This window comes from Flaviflexus equikiangi (assembly GCF_014069875.1).
Lineage (GTDB): Bacteria > Actinomycetota > Actinomycetes > Actinomycetales > Actinomycetaceae > Flaviflexus > Flaviflexus equikiangi.
Map to the genome: position 1 here is coordinate 2,032,133 of NZ_CP059676.1, position 15,037 is coordinate 2,047,169.

Here is a 15,037-nt window from a genome sequence, read left to right on the forward strand (position 1 = left end):
GCGAGGGACCTTAGTCTGCCCAGGCGTGTGAGGTCGGACGGGACAAGAAGGGCGGGTGGCTGCACCAGCCACCCGCCCTCTGTTGAACGAGGCTCAGTCCTCTTCGTAGGCGCAGAGCGCGTCGACCTTGGCGGCCGATGCTGAGGTCTCGTCGAATTCGTAGTTGAGGAATTCCTTGGCGAGACGGCGAGCGAGCTCCTTGCCGATGACGCGTTCGCCGAGGCAGAGAACCTGGGCATTGTTCGAGAGCACGAGGCGCTCGACCGAGAACGAGTCGTGTGCGGTGGAGGCGCGGATGCCCTTCACCTTGTTCGCTGCCATCGCCACGCCCATGCCCGTGCCGCAGACGAAGATGCCGCGGTCGGCCTTGCCTTCGGCGATCATACGGGCAGCGTTGACGGCGACGTGCGGGTAGTCGACATCTTCGCCCTGCTTGACGCCGGCGTCGATGACTTCATCCACCCGGGGGTCGTTCTCGAGGTCAGCCTTGATGGCATCCTTGTAATTCACTCCGGCGATATCGCCGGCAACAACAACGCGAAAACCCATGTTCTTTTCCTTTCGATGGTGTCGGAAACGCCGGGTGGCCGACCAGGATCGACCGGGTGCCTGCGCCGCCGACGCGGCTCGTCGTCTCCGTACTCTCCGCAGCCGCGTTCACCACGACTGCTTAGGTCAAGACTATCCCCTCGGCCGACCGTCACGTCGAGACATATCACTTCCGAAACCCCCGCAGGGTCCTTCCTGCAAACGCGTGACCTGGCTTTTTAATCAGGAGTGCGATCGTCTCTCGCGGACGCTCACGTTTGGTGATGTGCAGCATGATGGGGCGGCACGTTCGTGCCGCCCCATCATCGGAGAACTAGTCCCAGGGCTGGGATTCGTTGCTGACCGCTGCGCGGCCCGCTTCCAGGCGTGCGACAGGCACGCGGAACGGGGAGCAGGAGACGTAGTCGAGTCCGACAGCGTCGAAGAAGTGGATCGACTGCGGGTCGCCTCCGTGTTCGCCACAGACACCGCACTTGATGTCGGGTTTCACGGATCGAGCCTTCTCGACGCCCACGGCGACGAGCTTGCCGACACCGCGCACATCGATCGATTCGAACGGCGAGACGCCGAACACGCCGAGGTCGAAGTACTCGTTGAAGAACGTGGACTCGACGTCGTCGCGGGAGAAGCCCCACGCCGTCTGGGTCAGGTCGTTCGTGCCGAAGGAGAAGAAGTCCGACTCCTCGGTCAGCGAGTGCGCTGTCATGGCCGCTCGCGGCAGCTCGATCATCGCACCGATCTGGATGTTGAGCGTGACGCCCCTGCTCTCCTCGACGGCGGCGATGATCTCCTCAGCGTCTTCCCGAATGATCTGGAGCTCTCGAACAGAGCCCACGAGCGGGACCATGATCTCGGGGCGGGGATCCCCACCGGCCTCGATCCGATCCGCCGCGGCCTCCGCGATTGCCCGGATCTGCAGTCCGAACAGGCCGCGAATCTTCAGGCCGAGACGCACGCCGCGCAAGCCCAGCATCGGGTTCTGCTCGTGCTGCTCTCGAACAGCCTTGAGAAGCTTCCGCTCCTTCTCCGTGACCTCGACCCCGGTGGCCTCCTTGACGGCGATCTTGACCGTCAGGTCGGTGATGTCGGGCAGGAACTCGTGGAGAGGGGGATCGATGAGACGGATCGTGGTCGGCAGACCATCCATCGCCTCGAGGATGCCGACGAAGTCTCCGCGCTGCAGCGGGCTCAGCGCCTCGAAGGCCGCATTCTGCTCTTCGGGCGTCTCGGCGAGAATCACCGTCTCGATCAGCTGGCGCCGATCTCCGAGGAACATGTGCTCCGTGCGGCAGAGGCCGATGCCGGTGGCACCGAACTTCCTGGCGCGCGCCACATCCTCCGGCGCGTCCGCATTGGCCCGCACCTTGAGACGTGCACGCTTGTCGGCGTGCGTGAGGAGCAGGTCGACGGCGGCGACGAGCTCCTTCGTCTCGTCATCGTGAGCGGCTGCGATGCCGGCCTCGAGCCCCTCTTCGATGTAGATCGAGACAGGGGAGGGAGTGACGGGAACATCGCCCAGGTAGACGTAGCCGGAGGTGCCATCGATCGCGATGACATCGCCCGCCTTGAGCACGCGATCCGAGCCGCGAATGGTCACGGTCTCGGTCGACTCATCGACATAGAGCTCTTCGGCGCCCACGACACAGCACCTGCCCATGCCGCGCGCGACAACGGCAGCGTGGGAGGTCTTGCCGCCGCGAGCGGTGAGGATGCCGGAGGCGACGACCATGCCTTCGAGATCGTCGGGGTTGGTTTCGCGGCGCACGAGGATGACGTCGGCGCCGGCCTTCGTTCTCGCGACCGCTTCAGCGTTGTTGAAGACGATCTCACCCACGGCCGCACCCGGAGATGCTGCCATGCCCTTCGTCAGGGTGATCTTCTCGGCCTCGTCATCGAACTGGGGGAAGAGCAGCTGGGTGAGCTGTTCGCCGTTGACGCGGGTCAGGGCCTCGTCACGGGTGATGAGGCGCTCCTCGACGAGCTGCGATGCGATGCGGAACGCGGCGGACGCGGTCCTCTTGCCGACGCGGGTCTGCAGGAGCCAGAGCTTGCCCTCTTCGACCGTGAACTCGATATCGCACATGTCCCGATAGTGGGTTTCGAGCGTGTGGAGGTTGGCCATGAGCTCGTTGTAGGACTTCTCGTCGAGTTCCTTGAGAGCATCGAGCGGCAGGGTGTTGCGGATGCCGGCGACGACGTCCTCACCCTGTGCGTTGACGAGGTAGTCTCCGTAGACGCCCGTGTGGCCCGTCGATGGGTCACGGGTGAAGCACACACCGGTACCCGACTTTTCTCCCATGTTGCCGAACACCATCGCCTGGACGTTGACTGCGGTGCCCAGATCGTGGGGGATGCGCTCGCGGCGCCGATAGATTTTCGCGCGATCCGTGTTCCACGAGCGGAAGACGGCCTCGATCGCCTTGTCCATCTGCTCGCGCGGGGTCTGCGGGAACGGAACACCCGTCTCGCGTTCGACAATGTCCTTGTAGACGTCGACGAGTTCCTTGAGGGCGTCGACATCGAGCTCGGTGTCCTGGGTGACGCCGCGCTTGTCCTTCGCAGCATCGAGAGCATCGGCGAAGTAGTCGCCGTCGATGTCGAGGACGGTCTTGCCGAACATCTGGATGAGTCGGCGGTAGGAATCCCACGCGAAGCGAGGGTTGCCCGACTTGCGTGCCAGGCCCTCGACGGACTGATCGTTGAGGCCGATGTTGAGCACTGTCTCCATCATGCCGGGCATGGAGAACTTCGCGCCCGAGCGGACTGACAGGAGAAGCAGGTCGTCTGGATCGCCCAGCTTCTTGCCCATATCCGCTTCCATCTGCCGGAGCGCGGTCGTCACCTCGACACCGAGGGTGTCCGGGGAGGAGCCCTGGGCGAGGTAGGCGCGGCAGGCCTCCGTCGTAATGGTGAACCCCGGGGGTACCGGAATTCCGAGCTTCATCATCTCTGCAAGGTTCGCGCCCTTGCCGCCGAGAAGATCCTTCTTGTCCTTGTCACCTTCGGTGAAGGCAAAGACATATTTCGTCATCAGTATCCTCCGTTGGACCTGTCCGTAATGTGTAGTACGTCACGAATGACGGTAACACTTGCGACCCACCCGTGTTGTGACTTTGGTCCCAACGATCATTTTGGCCCGGAATGCCAACGGAAAATAGTGATTGACACTGACGCGCGCTAAAGTGAACTCATACTAATCAGAGAGGTTCCGCCCATGTTCTCGTTCCTATCTCGCTCCTGGTGGCTTCCCTTTGCCAGCGGAATCGCCGCCATCATCTTCGGCCTTTTGGCGATCATCATGCCGGGGACAACTATTTCCCTCCTGCTGATGCTCTTTGCAATTTTTCTCATTGTGCAGGGCGCTGGCCTCGTCTGGTCCGCCTACAAGTCCGAGGGTCCCGGTTCGATCGCTCTCGGCGCGACAGGTGTCGTCCTCATCGTCTTCGCGATCTGGACTCTCGCGGCAACCGATTCGGCTGCTGAACTCCTCGTCACCATCATGGGTATCTGGGCTCTCGCCATCGGTGTCGCCACGGCTCTCGCCGGCTACGGCATCCGCAACCGCACCGACCAGTGGACCCTCCCCCTCATCGGCGGCATCATCATGGCCCTTGCCGGCATCCTCGTCATCATCAAGCCGTGGACCGGCGTGGCCGCTATCGCGATCACCATCGGTGTCGGCGCTATCCTCTGGGGCGGCCTCATGGCCTCGATCGGCTGGTCTCTCAAGAGCATCCTCCCGGGCGACGAAGCACCGAGGAAGTAACTGCAGCACCAAGGAACTCTGATGAGTGGGCCGGTTTCACCGGCCCACTTCTCTATGCGTCAAGACGGTGCACATGCGGCACCTTCCCCCTATTGCAGGCCTGTGAGCACACCGTCCGCGACGTCGATGTCGACAGCATTCGGATGTGCAGGAAGCCCCGGCATCGTCATCACCGAGCCCGCGATGAGGACGACGAATCCTGCACCCGCGGAGAGCCGCACGTCCGTGATCGGTAGCGTGTGTCCGCTCGGTGCCCCCATGAGCTTCTCAGCGGCGAAGGAGTAGGGGGATTTGGCGATGCAGATCGGCAGCCGTCCGTAGCCGCGCTCCTCGAGCCCCCGCAGCTTCCTCCGTGCCCCCTTCGACCATGAGACTGCGCCGGCACGGTACACCCGTGTGGCGACCAGGTGCGCCTTCTCGGCAAGGGACACGTCTTCCGGGTAGCAGAATGTCGTCTCGCTCGGCTTCTCGAGGTCGGCCAGGACGGCACGGGCAAGATCGATCGAACCGGCTCCCCCGTCAGTGAAGTGGGTGCTGGTCACGGCTCTCACCCCGAGGGGCTCGAGAAGATCAGCCACCGCCTGGAGCTCTGCCGGCGTATCCGTGTCGAAGGCGTTGAGAGCGACGAGAACGTTCTGGCCGAAGACATCCTTGAGGTTCTCGACATGGCGGAGGAGATTGCTCGCCCCCGCCCGGAGCGCCTCGACATTCTCTGCCGCCACGTCACGGACGGGCACCCCTCCATGATATTTCAGGGCCCGGACGGTTGCGACAACGACGGACAGATCGGGCCGCAGCCCCGACTGCCTGCACAAGATGTCGATGAACTTCTCCGCGCCGAGGTCCGCACCGAAGCCCGCTTCGGTGATCGTGATCGTCCCTGTCGCGAGTGCGGCTCTCGTTGCCAGCACGCTGTTGCAGCCGTGGGCGATGTTCGCGAAGGGGCCCCCGTGGACGAATGCGGGGGTTCCTTCGAGGGTTTGGACCAGGTTGGGGGCGAGAGCATCCTTGAGGATCGCCGTGAGAGCCCCAGCGGCAGAGAGCTCGGCAGCAGTCACTTCGCCGCCGTCGTATCTCTCGCCGACGACGATGCGGCTGAGCCTTTCCCGCAGATCATCGCGGGATTCCGCAAGGCACAGGACAGCCATGATCTGGCTGGCCGCCGTGATGTCGAACCCGGTCTCCGCGAGAACCCCGTTGCTTCGCCCGCCGAGAGAGGTGACGATGTGGCGGAGCGAACGGTCATTGACGTCGATGGCGCGGCGAATCTCGATGGAACGCGGATCGATGTCCAGTGCGTTGCCGTGGTGGATATGGTTGTCGACGAGTGCGGCGAGGAGGTTGTTCGCCGCAGCGATCGCCGCGAAATCACCGGTGAAATGGAGGTTGATATCGTCTTCTGGCAGGAGCCTGGCTCGCCCACCCCCAGTCGCTCCCCCCTTCATCCCGAACACGGGCCCCATCGAGGGTTCCCGAAGGGCGAGAACAGCCTCCTCCCCCAGTCCCCGCAGACCATCGGCCAGGCCGATCGACGTGGTCGTCTTCCCCTCACCGGCCGGCGTGGGGGACATGGCCGTGACGAGGACGAGGCGCGATCGCCGAGGCGGCAGCGACGCGAGCCACTCCAGATCCACTTTCGCCTTGTCGTGTCCGTACCTCAGCAGTGCTTCATCGGGAATCCCGATCGAGCGGGCAATATCGGCAATGGGCTGGGGATGCGTCATGCCTCGAGTTTAGTGGAGGCGGGTGTGGCGGCGGTGTGTTATCGAGTGCCGGTACGCAGAAGGTGGGGAGCAGATTGCTCTGCTCCCCACCTTCTCTCGTGACTACTGGCCCGCTTCGAGTGCGGTGTCGTCGAGTGCGTCGACCGCCTCGTTGATCTGTTCCTCGAGGACCTCGTCGACCGATTCACCCTCGAAGGTGAAGGACATCGGAATGTTGTCCTGATCGACCCCGACCTTGATGGTCTGGCCCGGCTTGAGATCGCCGAAGAGGATCTTCTCCGACAGCGTGTCCTCGATTTCGCGCTGGATGGCGCGGCGGAGGGGACGCGCACCGAGAACGGGGTCGTAGCCGCGCTCCGCGAGCAGTTCCTTCGCCTCCTGCGTGATCTCGATCAGCATGTCCTGGTCGGCGAGACGCTCGGACAGCTGCGCGATCATGAGATCGACGATCTTGAGGACCTCGTCGCGGGAGAGCTGCGGGAACACGATGATCTCGTCGACACGGTTGAGGAACTCGGGACGGAAGTGCTGCTTGAGCTCGTCGTTCACCTTCGTCTTCATCCGGTCGTAGGACGCCATCGTGTCGCCCGTGACCTGGAAGCCCGTGTTCTGCGAACGCGCGATGTCCTTCGTGCCAAGGTTGGTCGTCATGATGATGACCGTGTTCTTGAAGTCGACGACACGACCCTGCGAGTCCGTGAGGCGTCCCTCTTCGAGGATCTGCAGCAGGGAGTTGAAGAGATCCTGGTGTGCCTTCTCGACCTCGTCGAAGAGGATGACGGAGAACGGACGGCGTCGAACCTTCTCGGTCAGCTGACCGCCGTCTTCATATCCGACATACCCGGGAGGGGCACCGAACAGTCGCGAGACCGTGTGCTTCTCCGCGTACTCCGACATGTCGAGCGTGATGAGGGCATCCTCGTCGCCGAACATGAACTCGGCGAGAGCCTTCGCGAGCTCCGTCTTGCCGACGCCGGTCGGGCCGGCGAAGATGAACGAACCGCCCGGACGCTTCGGATCCTTGAGGCCTGCACGCGTGCGGCGGATAGCCTGGGACAAGGAACGAATCGCATCGTCCTGGCCGACGATCCGCTTGTGCAGCTCCTCTTCCATGCGCAGGAGCTTCGCGGATTCCGCCTCGGTGAGCTTGAAGACGGGGATACCGGTGGACATCGCGAGAACTTCGCCGATGAGATCGCCGTCGACGACGGACACCTGATCCATGTCTCCCGACTTCCAGGCCTTGTCCTTCTCGGCACGCTCCTCGGCAAGACGCTGCTCGGTGTCGCGCAGAGCGGCGGCCTTCTCGAAGTCCTGCCCGTCGATCGCGGCTTCCTTCTGCTTGCGAACATCGGCGATCTTCTCGTCGAGGTCGCGCAGCTCCGGCGGGGCCGTCATCTTCCGGATGGCGAGGCGGGCTCCCGCTTCGTCGATGAGGTCGATGGCCTTATCGGGGAGGAAGCGGTCGTTGACGTAGCGGTCGGACAGCGTTGCGGCCTGCTCGATCGCATCATCCGTGATGGTGACGCGGTGGAAGGCTTCATACCGATCGCGCAGTCCGCGAAGGATGTCGATCGTCTGCTCCACGGTCGGCTGATCCACCTGGATCGGCTGGAATCGGCGTTCGAGGGCGGCATCCTTCTCGATGTGCTTGCGGTACTCGTCGAGTGTCGTGGCACCGATGATCTGGAGTTCGCCGCGTGCCATCATCGGCTTGAGCAGGGACGCCGCATCGAGCGCGCCCTCCGCCGCACCGGCGCCCACCATGGTGTGCACCTCGTCGATGAAGAGGATGATGTCTCCGCGGGTGTTCACTTCCTTGAGGATCTTCTTCAGACGCTCTTCGAAGTCGCCGCGGTAGCGGGAACCCGCCACGAGGGAGCCCATGTCCAGGGCGTACAGCTGCTTGTCGCGGAGGGTCTCGGGCACGTCGCCGGAGGCGATGGACTGGGCGAGTCCCTCCACCACGGCCGTCTTGCCCACGCCCGGTTCGCCGATGAGAACAGGGTTGTTCTTCGTGCGGCGGGACAGGATCTGCATGACCCTCTCGGTTTCGAGCATGCGTCCGATGACGGGATCGAGCTTGCGCTCGCGTGCCGCATGCGTGAGGTTGCGGCCGAACTGGTCAAGAATCGTCGAGCCGGCCTTCTGGCCCTCTCGCGGGCCGCTGCCCACTCCGACGGTCTCCTTGCCCTGGTATCCGCTCATCAGCTGGTTGACCTGCTGGCGTACTCGCGGCAGGTCGGCGCCGAGCTTGACGAGGACCTTGGCGGCCACGCCGTCCTGCTCGCGGAGCAGGCCGAGGAGGAGGTGTTCGGTACCGATGTACGAGTGGCCGAGCTGCAGGCCCTCGCGCAGTGCGTACTCGAGGACCTTCTTCGCCCGCGGAGTGAAGGGGATATGGCCGGAGGGAGCTTCGTTCCCCTCGCCAATAATGTCAATAACCTGGACACGTACGTCATCCAGCGAGATCTCGAGTGCCTCGAGGGACTTCGCTGCCACACCCTCACCCTCGCGGATAAGGCCGAGCAGAATATGCTCGGTGCCCAGGTATTTGTGCTTGAGGTTCCGAGCCTCATCCTGGGCAAGCACGATCACGCGCCGCGCACGGTCAGTAAACCGTTCGAACATTGCGCCTCCTTTAATAGCTTCACCAACTCTAACTGTCGATGCGGGAGTGCTATGCCCGTGTTCGCCACTGGCGTTAGCCGTTATCTGCCTAGCATTCCCACCACAGGGTGAAGGGGCCGTCGTTGACGCTTTCCACTGCCATCATCGCGCCGAAGACGCCCGTCTTGACGACGAGGCCGTGGGCGCTCTCGAGCCTGCGCGCGACCGCCTCATAGACTGGTTCCGCAACGGGACCCGGCGCGGCGTGCGACCACGAGGGCCGCCGGCCTTTCCGGATATCCCCGTAGAGCGTGAACTGGGAGACGAGGAGGATCTCCCCGCCCCGTTCCGTCACGCTCTCATCCTCGAACACGCGCAGGTCGGCGATCTTCCGCGCGGTGAGTTCGATCTCGCGATCACCGTCGTCCGCGGTGACGCCGAGCAGGACGAGCAGGCCGGGGCCGATGGTGGACACGGTCTCGCCGTCGACGCTGACGCTGGCGGAGGCGACGCGGCTGATCACTGCCCGCACTACCAGGAGCCCCGATCCCTGGGCCCGCGGCGGGGGCTGTCATCGAGCTTCGGCTTGATCGTGCCGAGATAGTAGATGACAAGGATGAAGCATGCGAGCGAGATGAGGAAGGAACCGGGGATGCGGAAGGGCATGAGTCCGGCGCGGAGTGCGAGTCCGCCCAGCAGTGCCGCTACCCACGCCCACTTGCTCATGGTTCCCGCCCACGGGAAGGCATCTTTCGGCCGCGTCGCGGCATCGACGATCGCCCACAGGAACAGGGCGATGACGAAGTAGTTGAAGAGCATCCCGATCATGGCGCAAGCTTTCGTATCTTGGGGCGATCGTAGGACAGTGCCGTCCTGCCGTCCGGGTTGACGATGACCTCCGCGAGCGCGGGTATGCCATCGATGGCGAGCTGGGCGTCGAGCGGCGTGTTGCGCTTGAGCAGACCGAGGCCGACGGGCCCCTCGTCCATGTCGCGCCCCGCGCTCGTGATCTTCCCGACCGTCTTCTCTCCCCATAGGATCTCGGATCCTGCGGCAGGGAGGCGCTCTGCGGAGCCATCGAGTTGGAGGAGGACTGCGCGCCGTGGGGGGCGTCCGAGGTTGACGGTGCGCGCAACGGCCTCTTGGCCGCGGTAGCAGCCCTTGTCGAGGTGGACGGCAGAGCGGAGCCAGTCCCATTCGTGCGGGAGGGACTTGTCGTCAACATCGAGGGCTGGCCGGGGCCGCAGATCGACGATCCGCTGAGCTTCCCACGCGAGCATGCCCGCCATCGTGCCCTCCCACTCGTCGAGAGCGGCCTCGAGGTCAGCGGCCGGCACGAGGGCCAAATAGCGGTCGTGTCCGCGCGCAGGATGCTGATCCGGGTCGGCTCCGTAGGCGACGGATGATGCTGGGACGGCGGGCCAGGGGTCACGCCACGTGAGGATCGCCCGCGGCACGGTCTCGGAACCGTATCCGCCGAGGAGGCTGAGGTCGTCGCGGAGTGCGACGTCTACTCTCATCATGAACTTCATGGACTGGAGGAAAGCCCGCAGCTCCTCTCCCTGCCCGACATCGGTGATGAGGTAGAGGGTCTCGCCGTCGTCCTGGACGAAGGCTGGCACCTGGATCCGACCCTCCGCGCTCAACAGGATGGTCTCTGTCGATTCCCCCGGCGTCAGCCCCGTCAGGTGCTGGGTTGTCAGGCTGTGGACCCACGTGAGCCGGTCCTGGCCCGTCACGGTCACCACCTCCATGTGGGACAGGTCGACGAGTGCCGTGCCCGCGAGGAGGGCGCGCTGCTCCCTGGCGGGTGAGCCGTAGTGGGCGGGGACGGGAGCATCGATGCCGTCCCCGAGGACGGCGCCGGGACGCTCGCTCGGCTTCACATGTCCTCCCGGACGCGTGAGAGCCTGCCCGCGGCGTAGGACTGCATCTCCTCGCCGAAGGCCGCCATGTCGTACGCGAAGAGGAGATCCGATTCGACAAGGCCGACCTGGAGGCTGCTGGCGTTCACCTCTGCTCCCGCCGCGGAGCGCACCATCGCATCGGAGATGAGTGTCATGCGGGGCGCCTTGACTGTGCCGATGTAGAGCGCGACCCGGCCGTCCGGGGTGGCGATCATCGCTTCGACGTCGCCCTCTTTCTCGGGAGACTGGCGAAGGTAGCCGGAGGCGACCTGCCAGCGGCGGTTCTCGGTCAGCTGCGACACCCCAACGGAGCCCGGCAGCTCCTTATCGATGTCGTCCGGGTTCTCGTTCGCCAGCGTCCACGTCGACGTGACCGTCAGGTAGGGCCCGCCGTCGTTGTGGATCTCGAGATCGCAGATGATGGCAGCATCGTCGATGCCGGGGTAGCCGAGCATGCCATAGCCGCGCCACGTGCCGACCAGCCATGCCATCGGATAGGTCTCGGGGGCCAGATTATCGGGAATCTCAAACATGTCTCTACAGTAGCGAACCGGGGAAGCGTTCCAGAAGCGTCACTCTCGGACGACGGGGCCGAAGCGCTCGCAGACGGAGGGACGTTCGCCGCGGGCGTAGCTCAGGAGATGACGAGGACGAGCGTATAGGCGACGACGGCCGCGACGCAGAGCGGAACCATCGCCAGGGCGGCTCCCGGCCTCCGCCTGGTGGCAGGTGGGAGCCTGCGCAGGATCGAGTCGAAGATCGCGAGGATCGCGCCCGCGACGAAACCGGCCGCGGCGGCCACGTACCAGGCGATGTCGGCGACGAGCATGAAGCCGAGTCCCCCGAGGAAACCGCCGACCATGTAGACGATGTGGCGGACGTGCCGGAGGGAGTGCGGGATGAGGACGTCGAGGAGAAGGGCCACAGCAACCGCGGTCAGCACGGCACTGGCGGCCACGCGACCATCCGCATCCACGACGACCGTCCTCGTCCACAGGGCAGTCATGAGGGCAAGGATGGAGCCGGAGACGGTTCCCGAGATCTGTTCGAGGAGGCGCGGACGTCCGTCTCGTCTCGCCATCTCCGCCACGAAGCCGACGATCACGGTGAGGCCGGCAAGGAACACGAGTTCGCGGACTCCGAGGAAGTATCCGACGGCCCCGGACGCGACGGAGAAGGCCGCGATGACACGCCTGGCGGTGCCAGGGTTGGGCAGGTCGATGAGGAACGGCCACCCCACCGCGAGGACGACGCCGATGGCGATACCTGCAGCCGTTGTCGCGATCGGTCCGAGCGCAACAGCGCCGAGAAGCACTCCTGCGCCCGCCAGGCTCGTGCCGGCACGGGCTCGCGAACTCATCCGCATCTCAATTCCACTCTTCACCCCTTGATCTTGCCACGCCGCCCGCCCGCTCCCGCTCCTTATTCGACACGAGCCTCCTCGTCGAGTCGCCAGGAGCCAGATCTTGCCTGCAATTTGGTGCAGAAATGGGACGGGCGAATGCACGGAGGATAGAGAGTGGACGTGATTGCCGCCACAGGTTGACGCGTGCGGGAAAGCCCGCAAGAATATGGGTACGACATCGGATCGCGAAAGCCCCGGGCTCCAACTATTGCCGCTACGAGCGGCCTACGCGCCGACAGGCGCTATCCGGTTCGGTGTCGCTCAAGTTAGCGTCGGCAATGCCGACGCTAACTTATTGTCCCCGCATTGTGAGCGGAGGGACACCTCTCGGCACCACTTGCCACACTATGGTGACGCCAACCACACCACCATCATTGAGGGTCCGGCACGGGGCCTGGGGCTGGCGTGAGACAATCGAGCGGCAAGGACAAAGGAGTGCACATGCCGGTTGATCGGGTCACATCAGCCATTGACGCCATTTTAGCCCGGATTCATTCCGGCGAGTTTCCCGTGGGCGAAGCGCTGCCGCCCGAGGCGGATCTGGCGACGATGCTCGAGGTTTCTCGCCCGACGATGAGAGAGGCCGTTCGCTCACTGTCGACGAAGGGCGTCCTGCGCGTTATCCACGGGCGCGGCACGTTCGTCAATCCCGTGGCCAGCTGGACCGATCTTCCCGCCATGGTGGAAGCATTAGGCCGCTCCCAGTCCCCTCGCGAGATCGGCCTGCAGCTCATCGAGCTGCGCCGCATGATCGAGGTGGGCGCGTGCGGCCTTGCCGCGCGCAACCGCACCGACGACGATATCGCTGTCCTCACGGAGCTTCTCACCATGTTCGAGGATGCGGCCGAGACGGGCGACATCGACACGATCGCAAAAGCCGATCTCGCTTTCCACACGACGATTCTGGAAGCGAGCGCGAATCCGTTCCTGTCCGTCATCATGCATCCTCTTCAGGATGCTCTCTCAGCATCACGGAAGCAGACGAGTGCCGACTCCCGGATCCGACGCCGGGCGGCCGAGCATCACCGCATCATCCTCTCCGCCATCGTCGATGGCGATGAGGCGCGGGCGAAAGATGCGATGCGGAAGCATATGACCCAGACGAGGGACGACATCGCAGCCTATCTGCCCGACCAGCCCGTGACGGACTAGTTGTAGTTCCTTGGGACGTTGTGAACGCTCGAGTTAGATGAAGACCTCCGGCAGGATGTGGGTTACCACACACGCATCCTGACCCGGAGGTCTTCATGTCCCACGCTAACGCACCCCTCACCCCAATCGGCAGAAAACGCCTCGCCGCCCTAATCGTCGATGATGGGTGGTCGATCAGACGCGCGGCCGAACGATTCCAGGTCTCACCCGCGACCGCTTCGAAATGGGCGTCCAGATACCGGGCCGGTGAACCCCTCACCGACCGTTCGTCGCGGCCGCATCATTCACCCACACGACTCCCGAAACGACGTGAGCGTCGCATCATCTCGCTGCGCTTCACCCGCAGGTGGGGGCCTCACCGCATCAGTTACCGCCTTGGCATCCCGCGCTCGACGATCGAGCGTGTCCTCGCCCGCTACCAGATGCCCCTACTCGCTCATGTTGATCAGGCGACCGGGTTGCCAGTGCGAAAGCCACGGATCGTACGCTACGAGAAGCAGGCACCGGGTGAGCTCGTGCATGTCGATATCAAGAAGCTTGGTCGTATCCCAGTAGTGCCCCTTAGAGTGGTGTAGCCCCCGGGGTGGTCGTGAGCGTCGTTGCTGACGTGGACACGGTCACCGTGGGATCCTTCGAGAAAGCTCTCTACTTCCCACTCGAAAGGACATCGCCACGATGACCGCTCCTCATATTATCGACCCTGCAGGCCTGCTCCGTGAAGCCCTGGCCGAAGCATCCCCGGACTTGATGCGCGATCTGCTGCAGGCCATGATCAACGCCCTGCTTTCAGCAGACGCCGATGCCGTGGTCGGGGCGGAATGGGGCAAGCCCAGCCCCGACCGCCGCACCCAGCGCAACGGCTACCGCCACCGGCCCCTGGACACCCGGGTCGGCACAGTGGATGTTGCTGTCCCAAAACTCAGATCGGGCACATATTTTCCCGACTGGCTGCTCGAGCGCAGAAAACGAGCCGAAACAGCACTGATCACGGTCGTGGCTGACTGCTACCTCGCCGGCGTCAGCACTCGGCGGATGGATAAGCTCGTGAAAACCCTGGGTATTCATTCCCTGTCGAAGTCGCAGGTCTCGCGCATGGCTACTGACCTGGACGAGCACGTGGACCAGTTCCGTCACCGCCCGCTCGATGAGGCCGGCCCGTTCACGTTCGTCGCTGCTGACGCGCTGACCATGAAGGTCCGCGAGGGCGGGCGTGTGATTAACGCGGTCGTCCTCATCGCTACCGGCGTCAATGCCGATGGTAGGCGTGAAGTCCTCGGCCTGCGGGTTGCGACCAGTGAGACCGGGGCGGCATGGAACTCCTTCTTCGCCGACCTCGTCGCACGCGGCCTGACCGGCGTGCGTTTAGTGACTTCTGATGCTCATGCGGGCCTGATCGAGGCGGTCGCAGCGAACCTGCCGGGTGCGTCCTGGCAGCGATGCCGCACGCACTACGCCGCGAACCTGATGAGCGTGTGCCCCAAGAGCTACTGGCCGGCAGTCAAAGCGATGCTGCACTCGGTCTACGACCAGCCCGACGCAGCCAGTGTCCACGCCCAATTCGACCGGCTCTTGGACTACGTCGGCGATAAGCTCCCTGAAGCTCACGATCATCTGGACGGCGCACGTGCCGATATCCTTGCCTTCACCGGTTTCCCGACCGGGGTGTGGGCCCAGATCTGGTCCAACAACCCCAATGAGCGCCTCAACCGCGAGATCCGTCGCCGCACCGATTCGGTGGGGATCTTCCCCAACCGAGAGGCGATCATCCGCCTGGTCGGTGCGGTCCTGGCCGAGCAGACCGATGAATGGGCCGAAGGGCGCCGCTACCTCAGCCTCGACGTTCTCGCCAGAAGCCGCCTCCACATGCTTCCCGAGACCACAGACGAGGTGAGCGACGATCCTCTCGAACTGACCGCCTAACCAC

At 64.2% G+C, this 15,037-nt stretch carries 12 protein-coding genes and 1 pseudogene; 4 read left to right on the plus strand and 9 right to left on the minus strand.

The annotated features are described in order from the left end of the window. Positions 1-93: 93 nt before the first annotated feature. Both H2O75_RS09360 and ppdK read right to left on the minus strand, forming a co-directional pair. Complete coding sequence (locus H2O75_RS09360; RefSeq protein ID WP_182171287.1) at positions 94-549, minus strand: ribose-5-phosphate isomerase; 456 nt, start codon at positions 547-549, stop codon at positions 94-96. Between the two features lie 313 nt (positions 550-862). Continuing rightward, positions 863-3,580: a pyruvate, phosphate dikinase gene (gene ppdK, locus H2O75_RS09365; RefSeq protein WP_182171290.1), complete on the minus strand. Its 2,718-nt coding sequence runs from the start codon at positions 3,578-3,580 to the stop codon at positions 863-865. Between the two features lie 183 nt (positions 3,581-3,763). Here ppdK and H2O75_RS09370 point away from each other — a divergent pair, with 183 nt between their 5' ends. Then, entirely contained in the window at positions 3,764-4,315 is a 552-nt protein-coding gene (locus H2O75_RS09370; protein WP_182171292.1) for an HdeD family acid-resistance protein, read from the plus strand. A gap of 89 nt (positions 4,316-4,404) precedes the next feature. Here the strand turns inward: H2O75_RS09370 and H2O75_RS09375 are convergent, their stop codons facing one another. The 7 genes from H2O75_RS09375 to H2O75_RS09405 all read right to left on the minus strand — a co-directional run bounded on the left by H2O75_RS09375 (position 4,405) and on the right by H2O75_RS09405 (position 11,940). Next, on the minus strand, positions 4,405-6,039 hold the full coding sequence (locus H2O75_RS09375) for a formate--tetrahydrofolate ligase (protein ID WP_182171294.1): 1,635 nt from the start codon (positions 6,037-6,039) through the stop codon (positions 4,405-4,407). Positions 6,040-6,141: 102 nt separating this feature from the next. Beyond that, positions 6,142-8,670 (minus strand): ATP-dependent Clp protease ATP-binding subunit, encoded by a 2,529-nt coding sequence (locus H2O75_RS09380; protein ID WP_182171296.1) that lies wholly within the window; start codon positions 8,668-8,670, stop codon positions 6,142-6,144. Positions 8,671-8,758: 88 nt separating this feature from the next. Further along, positions 8,759-9,181, minus strand: coding sequence for a D-aminoacyl-tRNA deacylase (dtd, locus tag H2O75_RS09385; RefSeq protein ID WP_182171298.1), 423 nt, complete (start codon positions 9,179-9,181; stop codon positions 8,759-8,761). Further along, positions 9,181-9,477 (minus strand): DUF2516 family protein, encoded by a 297-nt coding sequence (locus tag H2O75_RS09390; protein ID WP_182171300.1) that lies wholly within the window; start codon positions 9,475-9,477, stop codon positions 9,181-9,183. Before H2O75_RS09390 ends, dtd begins: the two co-directional genes overlap by 1 nt. Further along, positions 9,474-10,535, minus strand: coding sequence for a CAF17-like 4Fe-4S cluster assembly/insertion protein YgfZ (gene ygfZ, locus H2O75_RS09395; RefSeq protein ID WP_182171302.1), 1,062 nt, complete (start codon positions 10,533-10,535; stop codon positions 9,474-9,476). Before ygfZ ends, H2O75_RS09390 begins: the two co-directional genes overlap by 4 nt. Further along, positions 10,532-11,089 (minus strand): heme-binding beta-barrel domain-containing protein, encoded by a 558-nt coding sequence (locus H2O75_RS09400; RefSeq protein WP_182171305.1) that lies wholly within the window; start codon positions 11,087-11,089, stop codon positions 10,532-10,534. The genes ygfZ and H2O75_RS09400 overlap by 4 nt, the downstream gene beginning before the upstream one ends. Before the next feature lie 101 nt (positions 11,090-11,190). Next, a complete protein-coding gene (locus H2O75_RS09405) occupies positions 11,191-11,940 on the minus strand; it encodes a hypothetical protein (RefSeq protein WP_182171307.1) in 750 nt (249 codons plus the stop codon). 462 nt (positions 11,941-12,402) lie between these two features. On the opposite strand from H2O75_RS09405, the gene H2O75_RS09410 reads away from it, so the two are divergent. The 3 genes and pseudogenes from H2O75_RS09410 (at position 12,403) to H2O75_RS09420 (ending at position 15,033) form a co-directional block, all read left to right on the plus strand. Further along, complete coding sequence (locus H2O75_RS09410; RefSeq protein WP_182171309.1) at positions 12,403-13,113, plus strand: FadR/GntR family transcriptional regulator; 711 nt, start codon at positions 12,403-12,405, stop codon at positions 13,111-13,113. Between the two features lie 95 nt (positions 13,114-13,208). Then, positions 13,209-13,664, plus strand: a pseudogene (locus tag H2O75_RS09415) (helix-turn-helix domain-containing protein); the annotation flags it as partial. Positions 13,665-13,788: 124 nt separating this feature from the next. After that, positions 13,789-15,033 (plus strand): IS256 family transposase, encoded by a 1,245-nt coding sequence (locus H2O75_RS09420; RefSeq protein ID WP_182169453.1) that lies wholly within the window; start codon positions 13,789-13,791, stop codon positions 15,031-15,033. Positions 15,034-15,037: the final 4 nt, after the last annotated feature.

Excerpts from the sequence above, each read along its gene's own strand:
- H2O75_RS09360 (WP_182171287.1), bottom strand. The coding sequence starts at position 549 with ATGGGTTTTCGCGTTGTTGTTGCCGGCGATATCGCCGGAGTGAATTAC.
- ppdK (WP_182171290.1), bottom strand. The coding sequence starts at position 3,580 with ATGACGAAATATGTCTTTGCCTTCACCGAAGGTGACAAGGACAAGAAG.
- H2O75_RS09370 (WP_182171292.1), top strand. The coding sequence starts at position 3,764 with ATGTTCTCGTTCCTATCTCGCTCCTGGTGGCTTCCCTTTGCCAGCGGA.
- H2O75_RS09375 (WP_182171294.1), bottom strand. The coding sequence starts at position 6,039 with ATGACGCATCCCCAGCCCATTGCCGATATTGCCCGCTCGATCGGGATT.
- H2O75_RS09380 (WP_182171296.1), bottom strand. The coding sequence starts at position 8,670 with ATGTTCGAACGGTTTACTGACCGTGCGCGGCGCGTGATCGTGCTTGCC.
- H2O75_RS09390 (WP_182171300.1), bottom strand. The coding sequence starts at position 9,477 with ATGATCGGGATGCTCTTCAACTACTTCGTCATCGCCCTGTTCCTGTGG.
- H2O75_RS09400 (WP_182171305.1), bottom strand. The coding sequence starts at position 11,089 with ATGTTTGAGATTCCCGATAATCTGGCCCCCGAGACCTATCCGATGGCA.
- H2O75_RS09410 (WP_182171309.1), top strand. The coding sequence starts at position 12,403 with ATGCCGGTTGATCGGGTCACATCAGCCATTGACGCCATTTTAGCCCGG.
- H2O75_RS09420 (WP_182169453.1), top strand. The coding sequence starts at position 13,789 with ATGACCGCTCCTCATATTATCGACCCTGCAGGCCTGCTCCGTGAAGCC.